The sequence below is a fragment of the Kitasatospora sp. NPDC002227 genome (assembly GCF_040296285.1).
Taxonomy (GTDB): domain Bacteria; phylum Actinomycetota; class Actinomycetes; order Streptomycetales; family Streptomycetaceae; genus Kitasatospora.
In genome coordinates, this window is record NZ_JBEOWY010000003.1 from 121412 (window position 1) to 143231 (window position 21820).

A 21820-nucleotide genomic window follows, 5' to 3' on the forward strand; every position below is an offset into this window, starting at 1 on the left:
CGCCCGCCCGGGCGCCTGAGCGTCAGGCGAAGGCGGAGGGCCGGCCGAGGGCGAGCAGGCGGTGGTCCTTCATGCCGACGTAGATCCGGCCCTTGTCGGTGGCCGGCACCGAGAACTTGCTGACCGTGCCGAGCGGGAAGGAGCGGCGCAGCTTGAGCGTGCCGGCCTCCGGCACCGGGTCGTAGGCACGGAGCTCGCCGCCCTCGCCGTACTGACCGGTGCCGGACCAGATGGCCCAGACCAGGGCGGAGCCGCTGCTGGTGCCGTCGGAGGTGACGACGGGCGAGCCGGACATCTTGAGGAAGTCCTCGGCGCTGGTGCCGGCACTGGTCAGCTGCGGGAGGCCGGCCGGGCTGACGGAGTACTTGAGGGCGCGCAGCTTTCCGTAGTTCTCGACGGTGTAGACGTAGCCGCCGTCGCCGCCCCAGACGGCGGGGTGGCCCCAGACGCCGCCGTACGGGCCGGTCATGCCGACGGCGTTGTCGGTGCCGTTCGGGCCCTGGCCCATGCCGCCCAGGTTGTCGCGGTCGAGCAGGAAGATCCGGCCGTCCTTGCCGACCTGGACCAGCAGCCGGGGGTGGGCGGAGGTCCCGAAGAGGTTCTCGGGGAGGGCGACCGGGCCGCCGGAGCCCAGATCGGTGTCCTTCCGGTCGAGGGTGGCGTTGTTCGTGGGACTGAAGAAGTCCTGCGGGCTGAAGGTGCCGTCGCTGTTGACGGCGAAGCGGATCACCGACTCCCCCATGCCGCCGGGCGGCTTGTTGCCGGGGCCCTTCGGGGGCGAGGCGCCGGCGCCCTGGCCGTCGGCGGTGGTGAGGATGATCCGCCCGGGGCCGTCCGAGACCGGTCCGGCGCCGGACATCCAGATCGAGGCGCGCTGGGTGTCGGACCCGGCCACCGTGGACCAGAGGGTGAGGTTCCGGGTGTGGGTGTCGAGGCCGGCCAGCATGCCGATGTAGTCGCCGGCCCCGCAGAGCGAGCCGAACCCGAGGTAGAGACGGCCGTCGAGCAGCAGCAGCCCCGGGCGCTGGAGCGAGCGGTAGGCGTTGAACGGCTTGCCGGGGGCGTTGACCGGGTCGCCCTGGACGGTGACCGGCCAGCCGCTGCGCTCGGCCCCGCTCTGGGCGTCGACGGCGTGCACGTAGTAGTGCGGGTGCTTGTCGTCGGGGCCGTCGTTGACCTTGCTGGTCAGGTACACGGTGCCGGTGTCCGGGTCGTACACCGGGGTGGAGGTGGTGCCGACGTTGGGGCCCGGGTCCGAGCAGCCGATCGCGGCGGACGGCCAGGCCGCGCCCATCGAGCGCTGCCAGGTGATCTTCCCGGTCTTGGCATCGATCCCGTAGACGTGGTTGGTCTCGGTGGCGACGACCACGGTCGGGCCGATGACCAGCGGCTGGGCGAAGACCTGGCCGTCGAGCGGTACGGAGAAGCGGACGCCGAAGTCCGCGGCGCTGACCTCGGCGGGGGCCAGCCCCGGTTCGTTCTGGTCCCAGGCGGTGCGTTCGGTGGTGACGGAGACGGTGGCGACGTCGGCGCGGGCGGCGGCCGGGGTGAGCAGCGCGAGGCCGGTGAGAAGGGCGGCGGCGCGCGCGGACGTTCTGCTGAAGCGGGTCATGGCGCCATGGTTCGGCGGCGGCCCCGTGGCCACCAGCGGAGGTGGTCCAGTCGGCCGTCCGCCGTCCGCAGCCTGCCGCCCGAGGTGGCGGGCGAGGAAGCGGACGGGCCCTGTCCTCTTCCGGCCGGAGCTCGCCGCCGCCGCTCAGGAGACCGCCCGCAGGTGCCGGGGCTTGGCGGACTCCAGCGCCTGCTGGAGCTGGTCGCGGGTCATGGTGGAGCGGCCCGGGATGTCCTGCTCGGTGGCCAGCTTGTACAGCTCGGCCTTGGTCAGCCCGCCGAGCTCCGGCACCGCCGCCTCCTTCTTCGCCGGCTTCTTCCCCGCCGGCTTCTTCCCCACCGGCTTCGCCGGCTCCTCCGCAGCGGCCTCGGCTGCCTGCGGGGTGGCCGCGCTGAGGCTGCGCTGGAGCACGTCCATCAGGTCCACCACGTTGGTGGACTCCGGAGCCGGGGCCGCCGTCACCGTCTCCGAGCCGCTCAGCTTGGCCTCGACCAGCGCCCGGACCTGCTCCGCGTACGTGTCGTGGTAGGCGTCCGGCTCCCACTCCACGCTCAGCGCTTCGATCAACTGCCGGGCCGCCGCCAGCTCCTGCTCCTTCAGCTCGGCCGGCTTGGCCGAGGCGGCGGGCAGGTTGTCCACCTCCCGGCGGGGGTCGCGGACCTCGTCCGCATAGTGCATGGTCTGCAGCACCAGCAGGCCCTGCTCGGCCCGCACGGCCGCCAGGTACGGCTTGCCGCGCATCGCGAAGGTGGCGATCCCCGCCCGGTCGGTGTCGGCCAGCGCCTGCTGCAGCAGGGCGTACACCCGCGCGTACTCCTTGCCGCGCGGGCCCAGGTAGTAGGTCTTGTCGAAGAAGATCGGATCGACCTCCGCCAGGCGCACGAAGCCCGTGATCTCGATCGTCTTCGCCCGGCCCGGCGAGAGCTCGTCCAGCTCGGCCGGCTCCAGGACGACGTACTCGCCCTCGGCGATCTCGTAACCCTTGACGATGTCGCCGTAGCCGACCTCCTTGCCCGTGCGTTCGTTGACGCGCAGGTTGCGCACCCGGTCGGAGGTACCGCGCTCCAGCTGCCGGAAGTGCGGCGAGTGGTCCTCGGTGGCCGCGTAGACGCCCACGGGGACGGTGACCAGGCCGAAGCTCACGGTGCCGGTCCAGATCGGTCGGGCCATCTCGGCCTCCTCCGCAAGGCAGCTCTGCCCCCACCTCACCGTCCATGCTGCTCCCCGCGCCCGGGCCGGGCCAGTCACCCGGGCCGGCGGAAAGCGATGGCAGAAAAGGTGGGATGCGCGTCCTTGCTGCCACCTCGCCCGCGCTGCCAGGCTGGATCCGTGACCAGCACCACCACGAACGACCGCAGCGTGCTCTTCGTGCTCTACGACGATCTCCAGAGCCTCGACGTGTCCGGCCCCTGGGAGGTCTTCGCGAACGCCGGGGCCTACCGCGCCCGGACCGCCTCGCTCGGCGGCGCCGCCGTCCGCTCGGGCAGCGGGCTGCGGATGCTGCCGGACGAGGACCTGCGCGGGAGCGGACCGCCGCACACCCTGCTCGTCCCCGGCGGCCCCGGCAGCCGCCACCCGGATCCCGAGCTCACGGCACGCATCAAGGAGCTGGCCGCCGGAGCCGAACGCGTGGTGTCGGTCTGCACCGGCGCCTTCCTGCTCGCCGGGGCCGGGCTGCTCGACGGCCGCCGGGCCACCACGCACTGGGCGCACTGCGCCGCCCTCGCCCGCCGGTACCCGGCCGTGCGGGTCGACCCCGAGCCGATCTACGTCCGGGACGGCGCGGTGGCCACCTCGGCGGGAGTGACGGCGGGCATCGACCTAGCGCTCGCGCTGGTGGAGGAGGACCTCGGACGGGAGCGGGCGCTGCTGATCGCCCGGCACCTGGTGATGTACCTGCGGCGGCCCGGCAGCCAGGCGCAGTTCAGCACCCAGCTCGCCGCCCAGCTCGCCGAGCGGCGGCCGCTGCGGGAGCTGCAGCAGTGGATCGCCGAGCACCCGGCGGCCGACCTGGCCGTACCGGAGCTCGCCCGGCGGGCCGCGCTCTCACCCCGGCAGTTCGCCCGTGCCTTCGCCGCCGAGGTCGGCGTCACCCCGGGCCGGTACGTGGACGCCGTCCGGCTGGAGACCGCCCGCCGGCTCCTGGAGGAGTCCGCCGACGGCATCGAGCAGATCGCCCGCGCCGCCGGCTACCGCACCCCCGAGGCGATGCGCCGTGCCTTCGCCCAGGCCCTCGGCACCCCGCCCTCCGAGTACCGCCGCCGCTTCAACTCCGCACCCGAACCAGCCCGTTGAGGGGAATCATGCGCACCGTCATCCTGCTCTACGACCGCTTCACCGCGCTCGACGCCGTCGGCCCGTACGAGATGCTGGCCGCCGTGCCCGGCGCCGAGGTGGTCTTCGCCGCCGAACGCCCCGGCCCCGTCCGCACCGACACCGGGTTCCTCTCCCTCACCGCCGAGCGATCGCTGGCGGAGGTCACCGACGCCGACCTGCTGCTGGTGCCCGGCGGCCCCGGGCAGGTCCGGCAGATGGCGAACGCGAAGCTGCTCGACTGGCTGCGCGCCGTCGACGCGACCACCACCTGGACGACCTCGGTCTGCACCGGTTCGCTGCTGCTCGCGGCGGCCGGCCTGCTCGCCGGGCGGCGGGCCACCACGCACTGGCTGGCCCACGACCAGCTCCCGGCCCTCGGGGTGACGGCGGCCGCCGAGCGGGTGGTGTTCGACGGCAAGTACGCGACCGCTGCGGGCGTCTCCGCCGGGATGGATCTTGCCCTTCACCTGATCGGCCGCATCGCGGGCGACCAGGTGGCCCAGGCCGTCCAGCTCGGCACGGAGTACGCCCCCGAGCCGCCGTACCGGGCCGGCAGCCCGGACACCGCCCCGCCCGCCGTGGTCGCCGCCCTCCGGGCCCGCGGCCGCGCCGTGCTCGGCGACGACTGAGGCGAGGCCCGAGGAGACGCGCTGCGGTGCCCGCCGCGCCGCAGCGCCACCCGGCCCGAGCGACACTTGGAGGTATGAACGACATCTTCCACCCCCCGGTGGTGGTGCGACCGCCCACGCGCGGCGCGCACCCGTACCGCCGGGTGGAGATCTACGGCCGGCCGGTCGGCAAGGCCTTCACGGCGGCCGACGTGGCCGAGTTCATCCGGCGGGCCGGGGTGGACGACCCCGACCTGGACGATCCGGACCTGGTCGCCTGGCGCGGCGGCGACCGGACGGTCTGGGAGCCGGAGGGCTGACGGCGGGCGCCCACCCGGGCCAACCCCGCCCCCCGATCCGTTGACGCCGCCCCCGGCCGGGTGGCCGGGGCGCCGGTGGCCTGCGGTAGTGGGAAGCATCCCGCACTCCCCAGGAGGTCCGATGCGCCCCTCCCGCGTGCCCGCCGCCCTCGCGGCCGCCCTGGCCGCCCTCGCCGCGCTGACCACCGGCTGCGCCGACGCGACCCTGCCGCCACTGCCGCCCGCACCGAGCCCCACCGCCAGTCCGAGCCCGGCCGCGCGCGCCACCCCGGCCCCCGCCGCCACCGTCGCCGCGCCCAAGCCGGGCACGGTCATCGCCGTGGCCACCGTCGGCGGGCTGGGCCCCGTCCTGGTCGACGGCAGCGGCCGCACGCTCTACCTCTTCGACGCCGACACCTCGGTGAAGTCGGCCTGCACCGACGCCTGTGCCACGGCCTGGCCGGCCGTGACCACCGCCGGCCCGCCGGTCGCGGGGGCCGGGGCCGACCAGGGCCTGATCGGCACCACGCCCCGGCCGGACGGCAGCCTCGCGGTGCTCTACAAGGGCCGCCCGCTCTACTACTTCTCCGGCGACACCGGGCCCGGGGACGCCAACGGCCAGCAGCAGGAGCAGTACGACTCCGCCTGGTACGTCTCCAACGCCACCGGTGACAAGGTCGGCAAGCCGAGGACCGACTGAGCGGACGTCATCTCACCGGTCGGTCGGTCTCTGCAGCCCGTGAACCATCGACCGGCTCCCGCATAATTCTCCGCCGGCCACCCGGGAATCCCGGCTGATTGGCAGCATTCTTATGCACTACCCAGCTGTACTTTTCCATTCAGAGAATCCTCAAGGGACGCTCAAGTGCACTCTGACCTGCAGAGATGACGGAACACTGACAGGTCGTACCGGCTCGTGAAAATTACCGCTTGAATGTAACTATTCGGAATAGGTATCTGTTCTGGAGCGCAATGGTCCGCCTAGCCTTGGGCAACTCTCACCACCCCTGCCCGTCCCTCGAGAGGTCTCCCCACATGGCATCCACGGACCAGCTCGCCATCCAGTCGGACATATCACCCGCAAACACCCCATCAGGGGGCAGCAAGCTCCGCCGCGAGGTCGGCCTGATCGGCCTGCTCTGGGCCTCGGTCGGCTCGATCATCGGCTCCGGCTGGCTGTTCGGCGCCAAGAACGCCGTCGTGGTCGCCGGCCCCGCCGCGATCATCTCCTGGGGCATCGGCGCGATCGCGATCGCCCTGCTCGCCTTCGTCCACGCCGAGCTCGGCGGGATGTTCGCCGCCGCCGGCGGTACCGCCAGGTACCCGCACTACACCTTCGGCGGCCTGGCGGGCATGTCCTTCGGATGGTTCTCCTGGCTCCAGGCGGCCACGGTCGCACCGATCGAGGTCGAGGCGATGATCGGCTACGCCGGTCACTGGTCCTTCGCCCAGCACTTCCTGCACGCCGACGGCACCCTCACCCCCAGCGGGTTCGCCGTGGCCGTGCTGCTGATGGGTGTCTTCGTCGCGGTGAACTTCCTCGGCGTCCGCATCCTGGCGCTCACCAACTCGGTCGCCACCTGGCTGAAGATCGCCGTCCCGCTCGGCACCATCTTCATCCTCGCCGTGACCAACTTCCACGGCTCGAACTTCACCTCGCACGGCTTCGCGCCGTTCGGCGCCAAGGGCGTGCTGGCCGCGATCAGCACCAGCGGCATCATCTTCGCGCTGCTCGGCTTCGAGCAGGCCATCCAGCTCTCCGGCGAGAGCCGCAACCCCAAGCGCGACATCCCGCGCGCGGTGCTCGGCTCGGTGACCATCGGCACCCTGATCTACACCCTGCTGCAGGTGGTCTTCATCGCCGCCCTGCCCGCCGCCGCCATCGCGGGCGGCTGGGGCAAGCTCGACTTCGCCGGCATCAGCGGCCCCTTCGCGGGCCTGGCCACCGTGGTCGGCCTCGGCTGGCTGGCATACGTGCTGTACTTCGACGCCCTTGTCTCCCCCGGCGGCACCGGCCTGATCTACACCACCGCCACCTCCCGGATCTCCTACGGCCTGAGCAAGAACGGCTACGCGCCGCGGCTCTTCGAGCGCACCGACCGCCGGGGTGTGCCGTGGTTCGGACTGGTGATGTCCTTCATCACCGGCGTGGTCTGCTTCCTGCCCTTCCCGAGCTGGCAGCAGCTGGTCTCCTTCATCACCTCCGCCTCGGTGCTGATGTACGCGGGTGCCCCGCTGGCCTTCGGCGCCCTGCGCGCCCGGCTGCCCGAGCGTGAGCGCTCCTACCGGCTGCCCGCCGGCGGCGTGGTGGCCCCGGTCTCCTTCGTGGTCGCGAGCCTGATCATCTACTGGTCCGGCTGGGACATCCTGATGCGCCTGGGCTTCGCCATCCTGCTCGGCTACCTGCTGCTCGGCGGCTACGCCGCGTACGCGATCCGCAAGGGCCTGCCGAACGCTCCCCGGCTGGACTGGAAGGCGGCCCGCTGGCTGCCGGTCTACCTGATCGGCATGGGCCTGATCTCCTGGCAGGGCGGCTTCGGCGGCACCGGCAACCTGCCGCTCTGGTGGGACATGGCCGTCATCGCGGCCTTCGCCACCGCCATCTACTACTGGGCGGTCAACTCGGCCCTGCCGGCCGAGGAGATCGAGCGCAACGTCGACGAGGTCGACGTCGTGGACGCGGGCGGCCACTGATCACCCAGGCCGCATTGCCGAGGGGCCCCGCCGGGCAGTATGCCGGGCGGGGCCCCTGCGTTTTCCGGAGCCGGCGGACTCGGCTCGGCTCGGCTCGGGGACGTTGACAACGGGGTAGGGCGCGAGGAAGCTAAGCAAGCGCTTAGTCAGCACGTCGGACCGACCCCGAGGACGCCATGAGTGACGACCGCCCCGCCGCCCCGCCCGGCCTCGATCTCGACCGGGTGCGCGAGCACCTGGACGCCCACCTGCCCGGCCTGGTGCGCGGGCCGCTGGAGGCCCGGCTCTTCGAGGGCGGCCGGTCGAACCTCACCTACCTGCTGAGCGACGGCGAGAGCCGCTGGGTGCTGCGCCGCCCGCCGCTCGGCCACGTGCTCGCCACCGCCCACGACATGGGCCGCGAGCACCGGGTGCTCAGCGGGCTGCACCCCACTGGCTTCCCGGTGCCCCGGCCACTGCTGCTGGTCGAGGACACCGAGGTCACCGGAGCGCCGTTCTACCTGATGGAGCACGTCGAGGGCACCCCGCACCGGGACGCCGCCGCGCTCGCCGCCCTCGGCGAGGCGCGGGTGCACGCGCTCGGACTGCACCTGACCGACACCCTGGTCCAGCTGCACGCCCTCGACCCGGCCGCGGCCGGCCTGGCCGACTTCGGCCGCCCCGAGGGCTTCCTGGAGCGGCAACTGCGCCGCTGGAGCAAGCAGTTGGACGCCAGCCGGAGCCGCGAGCTGCCCGGCCTGGACGAGCTTCGCGAGCGGCTGGCCGAGCAGCTGCCCGCCTCCCCCGACCCCACCCTGGTGCACGGCGACTACCGCCTCGACAACGTCCTGGTCGGCCCGGACGACCGGATCAAGGCCGTGCTCGACTGGGAGATGTCCACCCTCGGCGACCCGCTCACCGACCTCGGCCTGCTGGTGATGTACACCGAACTGGCCCGCCAGTACGACGGCATCCTGCCCGGTGCCGCGCTCGCCCCAGGCTTCCCCACCACCGCCGAACTGGTCGGCCACTACGCCAAGCACTCCGGCCGCGACGTCTCGGCGCTCGGCTGGTACGTCGGCTTCGCCTCGTTCAAGCTCGCCGTCGTCCTGGAGGGCATCCACTTCCGGTACAGCCAGGGCCGCACGGTCGGCCAAGGCTTCGACCGGGTCGGCGAACTCGTGCCGCTCTTCGTCCGGTTCGGCCTCACCTCGCTCAAGGAGCACTGATGGACTTCGGGTACGACACCCGCACCGAGGAGCTGCGCGGGCAGCTCCAGGCGTTCATGGCCGAGCACGTGTACCCCGCCGAGCCGGTGCTCGCGGCCCAACTCGCCGACCCGACGCGGCCGGAGTGGTCCGTGCCGCCGGTGATCGCCGAGCTGCGCGCCGAGGCCAAGGCGCGCGGGCTGTGGAACCTCTTCCTGCCCGGCGAGCTGGGCGCGGGCCTGACCAACCTGCAGTACGCACCGCTGGCCGAGCTGACCGGCCGCTCGATCCTGCTCGCCCCGGCCGCCCTCAACTGCGCGGCGCCGGACACCGGGAACATGGAGCTCCTCAACGAGTTCGGCTCCCCCGAGCAGCGCGCGCAGTGGCTGCAGCCACTGCTGGAGGGCACCATCCGCTCGGCCTTCGCGATGACCGAGCCCGAGGTCGCCTCCTCGGACGCCACCAACATCACCACCCGGATCGAGCGGGACGGCGACAGCTACCTCGTCACCGGCCGCAAGTGGTACATCACCGGGGCGATGAACCCGGACTGCAAGATCCTCATCGTGATGGGCAAGACCGACCCGACCGCCGAGCCGCACCGGCAGCAGAGCATGATCCTGGTGCCGCGCGACACCCCGGGCGTGACGGTCCGGCGCGGCATGACCGTCTTCGGCTACCAGGACGCCGACCACGGCGGCCACGCCGAGATCACCTTCGAGGGCGTCCGGGTGCCCGCCGCCAACCTGATCGGCGGCGAGGGCGACGGCTTCGCCATCGCCCAGGCCCGGCTCGGTCCGGGCCGGATCCACCACTGCATGCGGGCGATCGGGATCGCCGAGCGGGCCCTGGAGTTGATGTGCCGGCGGGTGAGCAAGCGGGTCGCCTTCGGCAAGCCGCTGGCCGAGCAGGGCGTGGTGCAGGACTGGATCGCCGAGGCCCGGGTACGGATCGAGCAGGCCCGGCTGCTGGTGCTCAAGACCGCCTGGCTGATGGACACCGTCGGCAACCGGGGCGCGCACACCGAGATCCAGGCCATCAAGATCGCCGTCCCGGCGGCGGTCGAGTGGATCCTCGACAAGGCCGTGCAGGCCCACGGCGCCGCCGGGGTCAGCCAGGACACCCCGCTGGCCCAGCTCTGGGCCGGCAACCGGACTCTGCGGCTGGCCGACGGGCCGGACGAGGTGCACAAGCGCTCCCTCGCCCGCCGGGAGCTCAGGCGCCAGACCAAGGAGAGCTGACGTGGACCTCGCCGCACGCGTCCGTACCCTGCTGGCCTCATACCCCCCTGGGACCACCGCACCGCTCGACTTCCTCCGGGCCCGCTTCGACGCCGGACTGGCCTGGGTGCACTTCCCGGTCGGCCTCGGCGGGCTCGGCCTGGCCCGCTCCGAACAGGCTGCCGTCGACGCCGAGTTGGCCGCCGCCGGGGCCCCCGACAACAACCCCCGCCGGATCGGCATCGGCCTCGGCATGGCCGCCCCGACCATCCTGCGCTACGGCACCGAGGAGCAGAAGAAGCGCTTCCTGCGCCCGCTCTGGACGGGCGAGGAGGTCTGGTGCCAGCTCTTCAGCGAGCCCGGCGCCGGCTCCGACCTCGCGGCCCTGGCCACCCGCGCGGTGCCCGGCGAGGACGGGGTCTGGACGGTGGACGGGCAGAAGGTGTGGACCTCCACCGCCCACACCGCCCGCTGGGCCATCCTGCTGGCCCGCACCGACCCCTCGGTGCCCAAGCACCAGGGCATCAGCTACTTCGTCTGCGACATGACCGATCCCGGGGTGGACGTCCGGCCGCTGCGCCAGATCACCGGCGAGGCCGAGTTCAACGAAGTCTTCCTCACCGGCGTACGGATCCCCGACGAGCACCGCCTCGGCGCCGTCGGCGAGGGCTGGCAGGTCGCCCAGACCACCCTCAACAACGAGCGGGTGGCGATCGGCGGCCAGGCCATGCCGCGCGAGGGCGGCATGATCGGCGTGGTGGCCGAAACCTGGCGCCGCCGCCCCGAGTTGCGCACCCCCGAGCTGCACGCGCGGCTGCTGAAGGGCTGGGTGGACGCCGAGGTGGTCCGCCTCACCGGCGAACGGCTGCGCCAGCAGCTCGCCCAGGGCCAGCCCGGCCCCGAGGGCGCGGCGATGAAGCTCGCCTTCGCCCGGCTGGCCCAGGAGTTGAGCGGCCTGGAGGTCGAACTCCTCGGCGAGGACGGCCTGCGCTACGACGACTGGACCATGACCCGCCCCGAACTGGTCGACTTCACCGGCCGCGAGGCCGGCTACCGCTACCTGCGCGCCAAGGGCAACTCGATCGAGGGCGGCACCTCGGAGATCCTGCGCAACATCATCGCCGAACGCGTGCTCGGCCTCCCGGCCGAACCCCGCGCCGACAAGGACCTGCCCTGGAAGGACGTGCCCAGGTGAGCGCCGACCTGCTCTACTCCGAGGTCGAGGAAGAACTCCGCGCCAGCGTAAGGTCGTTGCTCGGCCACCACTGCCCGCCCGGCGAGGTGCTGGCCCGGGCCGAGTCGGCCCAGCCGTACGACCTCGCCCTGTGGGCCACCCTGGCCGCGCAGTTGGGCGTGGCCGGGCTGGCCGTGCCGGAGCAGCACGGCGGGGCGGGGGCGGGTGCCCGCGAGGTCGCGGTGGTCCTCGAGGAGCTGGGCCGCCACGCGGCCCCGGTGCCCTTCCTCGGCAGCGCCGTCCTCGCCACCACGGCCCTGCTCGCCTGCGGGGCGGGCGAGTTGCTCCCCGAGCTCGCCGAGGGCACCCGGACGGCCGCCCTGGCCGTGCCGCTGACCACCGCCCCCGGCGCGGACTTCCCCTCGGCCGTGACCGCCGAGAACGGGCTGCTGCGCGGGCGGATCACCTCGATCGCGGACGCCTCGGTGGCCGACCTGCTCGTGGTCCCCGCCCTCGCCCCGGACGGCCCGGGCCTCTTCGCGGTCGAAGCCGCCGCCACCGGCGTCGGGGTGGCCCGCCGTACCTCCCTCGACCTCACCCGCCCCGTCGCCGACCTCACCCTCGAGGGCGTCCCCGCCCGCCGCCTGGCCGGCCCCGACCGGTCGGTCACCGCCCTGCAGCAGGCACTGCTGACCGGCGCCGGCCTGCTGGCCTCGGAGCAGCTGGGCATCGCGGAGTGGTGCCTGGCCACCACCGTGGCGTACCTCAAGGACCGCCGCCAGTTCGCCCGCCCGCTGGGCTCCTTCCAGGCCCTCAAGCACCGCCTGGCAGACCTCTGGCTGGAGACCGTCGGCGCCCGCGCCGCAGCCCGCTACGCGGCGGACTGCCTGGCGACCGGCAGCCCGGACTCGGCGGTGGCGGTCGCCGTGGCGCAGTCGCACTGCGGGGCCCTCGCCGTGCGGGCGGCCGAGGAGTGCGTCCAACTCCACGGCGGCATCGGCATGACCTGGGAGCACCCGGCCCACCTGTACCTGAAGCGCGCCAAGGCCGACCAACTGGCCCTGGGCACCCCGGGGTTCCACCGGGCCGCGCTGGCCGGGCCGGTCGGCCTCCCGGGCTGAGGGGCCGGGCCCGGCCGCGCGTGCGTGGTCAGCGCCGGGCCGTGGCGGTGATCCGGCCGTAGCCGATGACGTGACCGCTCATGGTGAACGCGGTCAGCGCCGCCGGGGTGTTCGCGGGCAGCGCCAGGCTCGGAACGTCCAGTGCGTACACCGTGACCTGGTAGCGGTGGCGGACGTCCCCGGCCGGCGGGCAGGGGCCAAGGTAGCCGGTCAGCCCCGCGTCGTCGATGCCGGTCACCGCTCCGGCGGGCGGGGCCGCACCCAGTCCGGTGGAGTCGGCCGGAATGTCCCAGGTGAGCCAGTGCCAGAAGCCCGAACCGGTCGGCGCGTCCTGGTCGAACATGGTGACGGCGTAGCTGCGGGTGCCCGCCGGGGCGCCGTGCCAGGCCAGCCGGACCTGGCGGTTGCCGCCGGTGCAGCCGAACGAGCCGGCCCAGGCGCCGGCCGGGAAGGCGCCGCCGTCCCGCAGGTCGGGGCTGGTCAGGGTGAAGCGCGCGGCCGACGCCGGGACACCCGCCCGGACTTCGGTGCGGCCGAAGTCCGGGTGGTGCGGCCCGGCGGCCTCGGCCCCGGTGGCGGTCAGGCCGACCACGGTGGCGGCGACGGTCGCGGCGGTACGGATCTTGCCCATGTCGGAACGCTCCTGCTCTGCGGTGGGATCGGTGAGTGCCTCCACCCTCCCGGTACGCCGCCGGCGCCGGGAAGGCCCTGCGGATGGTGGTACGCGCAGTACCACCCGCCCTGCTGGACACCTCCGGCCGGCCCTGCCGATCATGGCCCGATGGGGAGTGGGAGCGGGGCGAGGCAGGAGGAGCTGGCAGAGTTCCTGCGGGCGATGCGGGAGCGGCTGTCACCGGAGCAGGCGGGCCTGCCGCCGGGCGGACGGCGGCGGACCCCGGGCCTGCGGCGGCAGGAGGTGGCACAGCTGGCCGCGATCAGCGTGGAGTGGTACGTCCGGCTGGAACAGGGCCGGGTGGGCGCGCCCGGCACTGCGGTCCTGGACGCGGTGGCCGGGGCGTTGCGGCTGTCGCCGTCGGAGCGGCGGCACCTGCACCTGGTAGCCCGTGGTGACGCGCCGCCGGCCCGGCACGTGCCCGCGCCGGTCGGCGATTCGCTGCGAGTCCTGCTGGACGGGATGCCGCTGCATCCCGCTTACGTGGTGGACTTCCGGCTCGACGTCCTGGCCTGGAACGCGGCCGCCAACGCGCTGTTCGGTGAGGACTTCGGCACGGGCACGGCGGACAATGTGGCCCGGCTGCTGTTCCTGTCGCCCGGGGTCCGGGAGGCGCAGTTGGACTGGGCCCGGGTGGCTCGGGAGACGGTGGGCAACCTGCGGGCCAACCTGGCGCGCCACCGGGGCGACCGGCGGCTGGCGGAGCTGGTCACCGAACTGAGTTCCCGCAGTGCCGAGTTCGCCGGCTGGTGGCGGGACCAGACGGTCCAGGACCGGTCCCACGGCACCAAGCGGCTGCGGCTGCCACCGTTCGGCGACCTGACCGTCTGCTACGACATCCTCGCCACCGTCGAGGGCTCGCACCAGTACCTGACCGTGGTGACCCCGGCGGACGAGGCGGCCGGGCGGGCGCTGCGCGAACTGGTGGCGGCGCGGGCCGGCCGACTGGCGTCGGCCTCCGGGAAAGCAGCAACCACAACAGGGGCGCGGGGAACTGCGCGACCGGCCCACCACCTCCGTGGGCGGTTGCGCGCGCAGTCCCCCGCGCCCCGGATCAGGTTCACTCCCCGGTGATGACCAGCCTTCCGGTGGTGGTCCCGGCCGCGACCCGCTCGACTGCCCTGGCCGCCGCCGCGAACGGCAGCCGCTCGCTCACCAGTGGCCGCACAACTCCCTTGGCCGCCAGCGCAGTCAGCTCCGCATGGGCCGCCCGGACAGCCGCCGGGTCCTTGCTGACGTACAGCCCCCAGTGCAGGCCCATGATCGAATAGTTCTTCACCAGCGCGTGGTTGAGCGGCGGAGCCGGGATCGCACCGCCCGCGAATCCGATGACCACGATCCGGCCCTCGAAGGCGACGCACTTCGCCGAGCCCGTGTAGGCGCCCCCGCCCACCGGGTCGAAGACCACGTCGGCCCCGCGCCCGCCGGTCGCCTCCTTGACCACCGTCACGAAGTCCTCGGACCGCCGGTCAACCACCACGTCGGCACCCAACTCCCGTGCGACGGAGGCCTTCTCGGCACCGCCGACGACCCCGATCACCGTCGCCCCGGCCGCCTTTCCGAGCTGCACGGCCGCACTGCCGACCCCACCGGCGGCGGCGTGCACCAGCAGCGTCTCGCCCGCCTTGAGCGCGGCCCGCCGGTGCAAGGCGAACCAGGCCGTCTGGTACCCGATGTGCAGCGCGGCCGCCTCCGCGTCGTCCAGCGCCTCCGGAGCGGGGTAGACCTGCCCCGCGTCCATCAGCGCATACTCGGCGTACGCCCCGAAGGGCAGTACCGGAGTCCCGATCACCCGCGTGCCGTCCGGCAGTTCGCCGCACAGCTCGAGACCGGGCGTGAACGGCAGCGGCGGACGGCTCTGGTAGTGCCCCCGGCAGATCAGCGCGTCGGGGAAGTTCACCGCCGCCGCCCGCACCCGGACCAGCACCTGCCCCTCGCCGGGCTCCGGCACGGCCGCGTCCTCCCGCAGCCGCATCACCGCACCCGGCTCGCCCAACTCCGTGACCTGCCAAGCCCTCATGCCTGCTTCTCCCGCTTCTCGATCTCCTGCTGCAGCCGGTTTATCCCGTCCAGCCAGCGGTCGGGCGTGGTGGCCCGGGCCGCGTAGTACTCGGCCACCTCGGCGTGCGGGAGGATCAGGAACTCCCCGGCCGCCACGGCCCGCAGGGCCGCCTGCGCCGCCTCGGCGGGTTCGATCGCCGTCGGGGTGAGCAGCACCTCGCCGGCCGTGCCGGTGGCGGCGAGCATGCCGGTGCGCACCCCCTGCGGGCAGAGCGCGTGCACCCGCAGGCCCCGGTGCCGGTAGGTGGCGGCGAGCCACTCGGCGAAGGCGAGGGCGCCGTGCTTGGTCACGGCGTACGGGGCGGCGCCGAGCATGGTGAGCAGCCCCGCGGCGGAGACGGTGGCCAGGAAGCGGCCCTCGCCGCGCTCCAGCCAGTCGGGGAGCAGCAGTTCGGCCGCGCGGACATGGCCCATGACGTTGACGTCCCAGGCCGTGGCCCAGGCGGCGGGGCCCGCGTCGGCGCCGCCGCCGGTGCCGACGCCCGCGTTGGCGCAGTAGGTGTCGATGCCGCCGAGCTCGGCCCGGGCGAAGGCGATCAGCGCGGCCACGCCCTCGGCGGAGGCCGCGTCACCGGCGAAGTCCAGCCCGCCGGTCCGCTCGGCGACCTCCCGGGCCGCCTTCGCGTCCAGGTCGTTGACCACCACCCTGGCTCCCTCGGCGGCGTAGGCCTCGGCCAGGGCGGCGCCGATGCCGTGCCCGGCGCCGGTCACCACCACGCGCTCACCCGCGAAACGACCGGTCGAGGCCCCGCTCACAGGCCACCGCCGAGCGTCACGCCGCCGTCCACGACCAGGGTCTGCCCGGTGATCCAGGAGGAGTCCTCGGAGAGCAGGAAGGCGACGGCGCCCGCGACGTCCTCGGGCAGGCCGAGCCGCTTGAGCGGGTAGGCGCGGATGACGCGTTCCTCCCGGCCTTCGTACAGCGCCTCGGCGAACTTGGTCTTGACGATGGCGGGGGCGACGGCGTTGACCCGGATGTCGGGGCCGAGTTCGGCGGCCAGCTCCATGGTGAGGCGGATCAGCGCGGCCTTGCTGACGCCGTACATGCCGATGCCGGCCGAGGAGCGGATGCCCGCGATGGAGGCGACGTTGACCACCGCGCCGCCGTGCTCGCCCATCCAGGCGGCGTGGGCGCGGCGGGTCCAGGCCAGCGGGGCGAGCACGTTCACGGCGAGGATCTTGGCGGCGGCGTCCGGGTCGGTGTCGAGGACGGGGCCGTAGACCGGGTTGATGCCGGTGTTGTTGACCAGCAGGTCGAGCCGGCCGAAGGCCTCCAGGGTGCGGGTGACGGCCTCCTCCTGGTGGGCGGCGTCGTCGGCCTTGCCCGCGACGGCGATCGCGTTCTCGGGCCCGCCGAGTTCGCGGACGGCCTCCTCCAGCGCCTCGGCGCCCCGCGCGGTGACGCAGACCTTTGCCCCGCGCTCGACCAGCTCACGCGCGATGCCGAGGCCGATGCCCCGGCTTGCTCCGGTGACCACGGCCACCTTGCCCTTGAACGAAGGCGTCATCGCCGATCCTCTCCGTACTGTCTCCGACCTGACTAAGCGCTTGCTTAGCATGTTGCCGCCGAGCCACACTGTCAACAGCCCGCCCCCGGGAGCCGACCGGGCCCGTCTGGGAGGATTGAGCCCATGAGTGATCAAGCAGCAGCCGCCCTCTGGCCCGACCGCCCGGCCGACGCCCAGGGCGAGCGCACCGAGACCGCCCGGCGCCTGCTGCTGGCCGCCGTCGACTCCTTCGCCCGGCGCGGCTACCACGCCACCACCACCCGGGACATCGCCACGGCCGCCGGGATGAGCCCCGCCGCGCTCTACATCCACTACCCCTCGAAGGCGGCCCTGCTCTCCGAGATCAGCCGCGCGGGCCACCAGGCCACCCTCGACCTGGTGCTCGCCGCCGCCGGCGCCCCGGGCGGCCCGGTCGAGCGGATGCGGCGGCTGGTGGAGGACTTCACCTCCTGGCACGCCCGCGGCCACACCGTCGGACGGATCGTCAACCACGAGCTGCACGCACTGCCGGAGGAGGAGTTCGAGGTCGTCGCCGAGCTGCGACGGCAGATCGAGGAGGCCGTCCTCGCCCTGATCCGGCAGGGCGTGGCCTCGGGCGCCTTCGACGTCCAGGACATCCGCACCGCTGCCCGGGCCGTCACCTCCCTCGGCATCGACGTCTCCCGCTGGTACACCGAGCGCTCCAGCGAGACCCCGGAGGAGCTGGGCCGCCGCTACGGCGTACTCGTCCTGCGCATGCTGGGCTCCACCGCCTGACCCACCACCACTTCCCGACCCCTCATCACTTAGGTTAGGCTCACCTAAGTCAACCCGAGGAGGACGGACACCCATGCCCCAGACCCGCCCCAGCGCAGCCGAGCGCGCCCGCACGCTCGTCGCGCACGCCTCCTCCGTGGTGCTCGACCTGCCGGGGATCGACCTGGCCGAGCGGCCCGGCATCCCGCCGCTGGCCAGCTGCGCGGTGCTGCCGGACGGCGCGCTGGCGGTGCTGGTCGAGCGCTCCTCCCCGCTGCACCGGATCACCTCGCTCTCCCGCGCCGAGGAGATCCCCGGCGAGCTGGACGTCATCGACGTCGCCCCCGTCCCGCTCCCCCACCGCATCCGGGCCCGGCTCGGCGCCCAGGGGCGGATCGGCAGGCTCCCGGCCGGTCCGCGCGAGCTGAACCGTCTCTTCCCCGGTCGGCCGCAGGGCTCCCACGCGCTGCTCCGGCTCGACCTGGACCACCTGGCCGTGGAGGACCTCTGGGGCTCCGAGTGCTGCGTGGACCTGGCCGCCTTCGCCGCCGCCACCCCCGACCCGGTGGCCGCCGAGGAGGCCGGGCTGCTCCAGCACCTGGCCGCGTCCCACCCCGAGCAGCTGGACCGCCTCGCCGCCCAGGCCCTCGACCACCCCGACGGCCCCGGCCCGTTCCCGGTCACCGCCGTCCGCCCGGTCGCCCTGGACCGCTACGGCCTGCGGGTCCGCCTGATCGGCGACCGCCACGTCACCGACGCCCGGTTCGACTTCCACCGCCCGCTCACCGCCCCCGAACAGCTCCCGGACGCGATGCACCGCCTCTTCGCGCACGCCCTGCGGTGAGTGCTACGCGGGTGTGATCACCGAGAACAGCCCGCCCTCGACGTCCCGCAGCCGGGCCACCCGGCCGTACGGGGTGTCCGAGGGCGGCTCGGCCACCGCGCCGCCGAGGGCGAGCGCCTGCTCGACCGCGCGGTCGGTGCCGGCCACCGAGAAGAACACCTCCCAGTGCGGCGCCACCTCCTCGGCCCGGCGCAGCGCCGCCACGCTGCGGCCCTCGGCGCGCAGCACCACCCGCTCGTGCTCGTACCGCACCTCGAAGCGGCTCGGGTCGCGGCCGTCCCAGCGGAACACCTCGCCGTAGAACATCGCGGCGGCGAACGGGTCGGCGGTGCGCAGCTCGATCCAGACCGGCGCGCCGGGCGAGTCCACCCAGGTGGCGCAGCCGAGGTCGCCCTCCCAGATGCCGAAGGCCGCACCGGCCGGGTCGGCCGCGAGGGCCAGGCGGCCGGTGTCGAAGGCGAGCGGGCCGACGGCCAGGGTGCCGCCGCGCTCGCGGACCCGGTCGGCGGTGTCGTCGGCGGCCTCCGTCCCGAAGTAGCTGGTCCAGGCGACCGGCGGGCGCCAGTCCCCGGCCAGCTCGCCGATCCCGGCCACCTCGACCCCGTCCACCACGGCCCGCACGTGCGGTCCCCAGCGGTCCGCACCCGGTTCGAACTCCCACCCGAGCAGCGGCCCGTAGAACGCCTGCGCGGTCACCGTCTCCCGTGCCAGCAGGCTCACCCAGCACGGCGCCGCGGGCACGCAGCGCACCTCCACGGTCTGCTCACCCACCGTGACCACTCCCTCCGCTCGGGGTGGGGTCAGCCTAGATCAGCGCGCAGGGCCCGGCCCGGGCGCCACGCGTGGGTGCGGACGGGCCACCCCCGTGCCACCGTGGAGCAGTCCGTACACCAGCTCGTGAGGAGTGGACGATGGACAGCGCGTACGTCGTGGTGGGCGCGGGGCTGGCCGGGGCGAAGGCCGTGGAGGCGCTGCGGGAGGAGGGCTTCGAGGGCCCGCTGATCCTGCTCGGGGCGGAGGCCGAGCGGCCGTACGAGCGGCCGCCGCTCTCCAAGGGCTATCTGCAGGGCAAGGCGGCGCGGGAGACGGTCTTCGTCCACCCGCCCGAGTGGTACGCCGAGCACGACGTGGACCTGCGCACCGACACCGCGGTCACCGAGATCGACCCCGCCGGCCGTACCGTCCGCCTCGGCCGCGCCGGGCTGCTTGGCTACGGCAAGCTGCTGCTGACCACCGGCGCCGAGCCCCGGCAGCTGCCCGTCCCGGGCGCCGAGCATGGCGTGGTGCTGCGCACCCTCGCCGACAGCGACCGGCTCAGGTCCTCGTTCAGGCGCGGCGCCCGAATAGCCGTGATCGGCGCCGGCTGGATCGGCCTGGAGGCGGCGGCCGCCGCCCGGGAGGCCGGGGCGGAGGTGACCGTGCTCGAGGCGGCCGAGCTGCCGCTGCTGCGGGTGCTCGGGCGGGAGGTGGCCCAGGTCTTCGCCGATCTGCACCGGGCGCACGGGGTGGACCTGCGCTTCAACGTCCGGGTCACCGAGCTGACCGAGCAGGGCGTGCGGCTCGGCGACGGCGAGCTGGTCGAGGCGGACACCGTCCTGGTCGGGGTGGGGGTGGCGCCGCGCACCGAGCTGGCCGAGGCCGCCGGGCTGGTGGTGCAGAACGGTGTCCGGACCGACCGCCACCTGCGCACCTCGGACCCGAACATCTACGCGGCGGGCGACGTCGCCAACGCCGACCACCCGCTCTTCGGCCGCCCGGTCCGGGTCGAGCACTGGGCCAACGCCCTGCACCAGCCGCGCACGGCCGCCCGCTCGATGCTGGGCCAGCAGGCGTCCTACGACCGGGTGCCGTACTTCTTCACCGACCAGTTCGACCTCGGCATGGAGTACACCGGCTACGCCGACCCCGGCGGCTACGACCGGGTGGTCTTCCGGGGTGACGTGCCCGGCCGCGCGTTCATCGCGTTCTGGCTGGCCGGCGGCCGGGTGGTGGCCGGCATGAACGTCAACGTCTGGGACGTCACCGACCCGATCCGGGCCCTGGTCCGCTCCGGACGGGCCGTCGACCCCGCCCGGCTGGCCGATCCGGACCTCCCGCTGGAAGAGCTCTAGCTAGGCGCTCTTCAGTTCGCCGTGGGCCTTGGTGAGCAGCTGCATCGCCAGTTCGTTGAGCGCCCGGGCCCCGGCGACCTCCTCGCCCACCCTGGGCTGGGGCGAGTCGGAGCGGTGGCGGGTGCTGTAGCCGTTGGCGCGCAGCTCCGAGCCGTCGGAGAGTCTGACCATGGCGGCGGCCCTGGTGCGGTCGCCCTCCTCCATGAACTCCAGCTCCACGTGCCAGCCGACGATCGTGTGCATCATGACCGCCACCTCCAGTCGGATCGGGTTCCGGGACGGGGATTCAGTCTCCAGCCTGCTCCGCCGGTGGCGGGTTTTCCACCGTGGGCCCCGGCCCGCAGTCCTCGCGGCCGGTCTCCTCGTGCACCACCCGGGCCCGCCCGCCCGGGCCGCCGGGCACGAACCGCTGGGGCTTCCCGCAGCGCGGACAGATCAAGGGAATGCTGGGCATGGCTGCCACCTCCGCACTTCTAGTCTGCGCCCACCCCTGACCGCAGGGGCTCCGCTGCCGGGGCCGGGGCCGGCTGCTGCGGCACGGCCGCCGGCGCGCTCCGCTTCGGCTTCCCCTTGAGCCACCGCTGGGCCGGCCGTTCGACCAGGCTGTGCAGGAGCAGGGCGAGCGCGAGGCTCAGCAGGAACGGCAGCACCGCCGAGCCCGGGCCGGTGAGCCACCCGTAGCGCATCCAGTTGTCCCGGACGGCCACGTGCACGAGGTAGAACGCGAAGGACGCCTCGCCGAGCCGGACCATCACCCGGCCGTACCACGACGTGCCGCCCGGCCCGGCGGCGTCACGGCGGGCCAGGGCCGCGGCGGTGAGGGCGAAGAACGGGATCAGCACCGCGTCGTACACGCCGATGCCGGGCGGCACCGGGCTGGGCACCAGGTGCGGGTGGCGGCCCCAGTACCAGCAGGCGGCCAGCGCTCCCACGGTGAGCAGCCGCGCCGCCCTGGCACCGACCGGCAGCCACGCCCCGTTCTTCGCCAGCAGGCCCGCGCAGATGCCGACCACGAACATCGGGGTGAGGGCGAGCGGGGAGGCGATCACCTCCTTGGCGAGCCCGGGCGGCATGGCGTGGGTGCCGGTCCAGATCCGGGTGGCGGCGGTGGCCGCGTCGGCCGTCAGGGCGGTGGCGATCAGGGCCCACGGCCGGAGCCGGGAGATCACCCGGATGAGGTACGGGAAGAGCAGGTAGAAGAACGCCTCGCAGGAGAGCGTCCAGGTGACGGCGTTGACGGCGTAGAAGTGGCTGGGTGACCAGGCCTGGGTGAACGTCAGGTTGTACACCAGGTCGGCCGCCGTCGGGGGGCGGCCCTGGCTGAGGTCGATCAGCCCGATCACGAGCGTGGTGACCGCCACCAGCGGCCAGATCCGGGCGAAGCGGTTGCGCAGGAAGCGGGCGGCCCCGTCCGCCGGCCGGTGCGCCCAGGTGAGCACGAAGCCGGACAGCATGAAGAAGAACGGCACTCCTTCGTACCCGAGGGACAGCGCGGCCTCCAGCCCCGCACTGTGCACGACGAAGCCGTAGTGGAAGCAGAAAACCCCGAGCGCGGCGTACCACCGCAAGCGGGTGAGCGACTCCAGCACCCCGCCCGAGCCGCCCGGCTGCCCCGCACGCACCATCGACATCCCCGCTCAGCTCACGACACCGCACC

At 73.9% G+C, this 21820-nt stretch carries 23 protein-coding genes; 13 read left to right on the top strand and 10 right to left on the bottom strand.

From position 1 onward, the window contains the following. Window positions 1-22: 22 nt before the first annotated feature. Window positions 23-1612: an outer membrane protein assembly factor BamB family protein gene (locus tag ABT095_RS04165; RefSeq protein WP_350527709.1), complete on the bottom strand. Its 1590-nt coding sequence runs from the start codon at window positions 1610-1612 to the stop codon at window positions 23-25. Between the two features lie 144 nt (window positions 1613-1756). Beyond that, window positions 1757-2782 carry a non-homologous end joining protein Ku gene (gene ku / locus ABT095_RS04170; RefSeq protein WP_350527710.1) on the bottom strand — a complete coding sequence of 342 codons (1026 nt, stop codon included), beginning with the start codon at window positions 2780-2782 and terminating at the stop codon, window positions 1757-1759. Window positions 2783-2941: 159 nt separating this feature from the next. Here ku and ABT095_RS04175 point away from each other — a divergent pair, with 159 nt between their 5' ends. The 9 genes from ABT095_RS04175 to ABT095_RS04215 all read left to right on the top strand — a co-directional run bounded on the left by ABT095_RS04175 (window position 2942) and on the right by ABT095_RS04215 (window position 12231). After that, window positions 2942-3907: a GlxA family transcriptional regulator gene (locus tag ABT095_RS04175; protein WP_350527711.1), complete on the top strand. Its 966-nt coding sequence runs from the start codon at window positions 2942-2944 to the stop codon at window positions 3905-3907. An 8-nt stretch (window positions 3908-3915) separates the two neighbouring features. Next, window positions 3916-4557, top strand: a complete 642-nt coding sequence (locus ABT095_RS04180) for a DJ-1/PfpI family protein (protein ID WP_350527712.1) — start codon at window positions 3916-3918, stop codon at window positions 4555-4557. Between the two features lie 74 nt (window positions 4558-4631). Next, window positions 4632-4856: a hypothetical protein gene (locus ABT095_RS04185; protein WP_350527713.1), complete on the top strand. Its 225-nt coding sequence runs from the start codon at window positions 4632-4634 to the stop codon at window positions 4854-4856. Window positions 4857-4977: 121 nt separating this feature from the next. Beyond that, window positions 4978-5535: a COG4315 family predicted lipoprotein gene (locus ABT095_RS04190; RefSeq protein WP_350527714.1), complete on the top strand. Its 558-nt coding sequence runs from the start codon at window positions 4978-4980 to the stop codon at window positions 5533-5535. Between the two features lie 335 nt (window positions 5536-5870). Beyond that, complete coding sequence (locus ABT095_RS04195; protein ID WP_350527715.1) at window positions 5871-7529, top strand: APC family permease; 1659 nt, start codon at window positions 5871-5873, stop codon at window positions 7527-7529. Between the two features lie 176 nt (window positions 7530-7705). After that, complete coding sequence (locus tag ABT095_RS04200) at window positions 7706-8737, top strand: phosphotransferase family protein (protein WP_350527716.1); 1032 nt, start codon at window positions 7706-7708, stop codon at window positions 8735-8737. Continuing rightward, window positions 8737-9957: an acyl-CoA dehydrogenase family protein gene (locus ABT095_RS04205; protein ID WP_350527717.1), complete on the top strand. Its 1221-nt coding sequence runs from the start codon at window positions 8737-8739 to the stop codon at window positions 9955-9957. Before ABT095_RS04200 ends, ABT095_RS04205 begins: the two co-directional genes overlap by 1 nt. Before the next feature lies 1 nt (window position 9958). Then, entirely contained in the window at window positions 9959-11131 is a 1173-nt protein-coding gene (locus tag ABT095_RS04210; protein WP_350527718.1) for an acyl-CoA dehydrogenase family protein, read from the top strand. Then, window positions 11128-12231 (top strand): acyl-CoA dehydrogenase family protein, encoded by a 1104-nt coding sequence (locus tag ABT095_RS04215; protein ID WP_350527719.1) that lies wholly within the window; start codon window positions 11128-11130, stop codon window positions 12229-12231. The genes ABT095_RS04210 and ABT095_RS04215 overlap by 4 nt, the downstream gene beginning before the upstream one ends. A gap of 28 nt (window positions 12232-12259) precedes the next feature. On the opposite strand, the gene ABT095_RS04220 is transcribed toward ABT095_RS04215, so the two are convergent. Next, the gene (locus ABT095_RS04220) at window positions 12260-12862 is read right to left on the bottom strand and encodes a YbhB/YbcL family Raf kinase inhibitor-like protein (RefSeq protein ID WP_350527720.1); all 603 of its coding nucleotides are present in this window, start codon (window positions 12860-12862) and stop codon (window positions 12260-12262) included. 150 nt (window positions 12863-13012) lie between these two features. On the opposite strand from ABT095_RS04220, the gene ABT095_RS04225 reads away from it, so the two are divergent. Beyond that, window positions 13013-13978 (top strand): helix-turn-helix transcriptional regulator, encoded by a 966-nt coding sequence (locus tag ABT095_RS04225; protein WP_350527721.1) that lies wholly within the window; start codon window positions 13013-13015, stop codon window positions 13976-13978. Here the strand turns inward: ABT095_RS04225 and ABT095_RS04230 are convergent. From ABT095_RS04230 to ABT095_RS04240, 3 genes are read right to left on the bottom strand one after another with little or no spacing between them, the layout of a single operon-like run. Continuing rightward, window positions 13965-14924 carry an NADPH:quinone oxidoreductase family protein gene (locus tag ABT095_RS04230; RefSeq protein WP_350527722.1) on the bottom strand — a complete coding sequence of 320 codons (960 nt, stop codon included), beginning with the start codon at window positions 14922-14924 and terminating at the stop codon, window positions 13965-13967. The genes ABT095_RS04225 and ABT095_RS04230 overlap by 14 nt on opposite strands. Beyond that, window positions 14921-15682, bottom strand: a complete 762-nt coding sequence (locus ABT095_RS04235; RefSeq protein WP_350527723.1) for an SDR family oxidoreductase — start codon at window positions 15680-15682, stop codon at window positions 14921-14923. The genes ABT095_RS04230 and ABT095_RS04235 overlap by 4 nt, the downstream gene beginning before the upstream one ends. Before the next feature lie 35 nt (window positions 15683-15717). Further along, a complete protein-coding gene (locus tag ABT095_RS04240; protein ID WP_350527724.1) occupies window positions 15718-16473 on the bottom strand; it encodes an SDR family oxidoreductase in 756 nt (251 codons plus the stop codon). 123 nt (window positions 16474-16596) lie between these two features. On the opposite strand from ABT095_RS04240, the gene ABT095_RS04245 reads away from it, so the two are divergent. Together ABT095_RS04245 and ABT095_RS04250 are read left to right on the top strand one after the other, a co-directional pair. Next, a complete protein-coding gene (locus tag ABT095_RS04245) occupies window positions 16597-17229 on the top strand; it encodes a TetR/AcrR family transcriptional regulator (protein ID WP_350527725.1) in 633 nt (210 codons plus the stop codon). A 73-nt stretch (window positions 17230-17302) separates the two neighbouring features. Further along, on the top strand, window positions 17303-18052 hold the full coding sequence (locus ABT095_RS04250) for a DUF2470 domain-containing protein (RefSeq protein ID WP_350527726.1): 750 nt from the start codon (window positions 17303-17305) through the stop codon (window positions 18050-18052). A gap of 3 nt (window positions 18053-18055) precedes the next feature. On the opposite strand, the gene ABT095_RS04255 is transcribed toward ABT095_RS04250, so the two are convergent. Then, the gene (locus ABT095_RS04255; protein WP_350527727.1) at window positions 18056-18823 is read right to left on the bottom strand and encodes a VOC family protein; all 768 of its coding nucleotides are present in this window, start codon (window positions 18821-18823) and stop codon (window positions 18056-18058) included. 140 nt (window positions 18824-18963) lie between these two features. On the opposite strand from ABT095_RS04255, the gene ABT095_RS04260 reads away from it, so the two are divergent. After that, the gene (locus ABT095_RS04260) at window positions 18964-20163 is read left to right on the top strand and encodes an NAD(P)/FAD-dependent oxidoreductase (protein ID WP_350527728.1); all 1200 of its coding nucleotides are present in this window, start codon (window positions 18964-18966) and stop codon (window positions 20161-20163) included. Here ABT095_RS04260 and ABT095_RS04265 read toward each other — a convergent pair whose 3' ends face one another. Genes ABT095_RS04265 through ABT095_RS04275 form a run of 3 tightly spaced genes read right to left on the bottom strand, consistent with a single transcriptional unit; the run spans window position 20164 to window position 21794 of the window. Continuing rightward, complete coding sequence (locus ABT095_RS04265; RefSeq protein ID WP_350527729.1) at window positions 20164-20409, bottom strand: DUF1876 domain-containing protein; 246 nt, start codon at window positions 20407-20409, stop codon at window positions 20164-20166. A gap of 40 nt (window positions 20410-20449) precedes the next feature. Beyond that, entirely contained in the window at window positions 20450-20617 is a 168-nt protein-coding gene (locus ABT095_RS04270; RefSeq protein WP_350527730.1) for a hypothetical protein, read from the bottom strand. Window positions 20618-20636: 19 nt separating this feature from the next. Further along, window positions 20637-21794: an acyltransferase family protein gene (locus tag ABT095_RS04275; RefSeq protein WP_350527731.1), complete on the bottom strand. Its 1158-nt coding sequence runs from the start codon at window positions 21792-21794 to the stop codon at window positions 20637-20639. Window positions 21795-21820 lie beyond the last annotated feature (26 nt).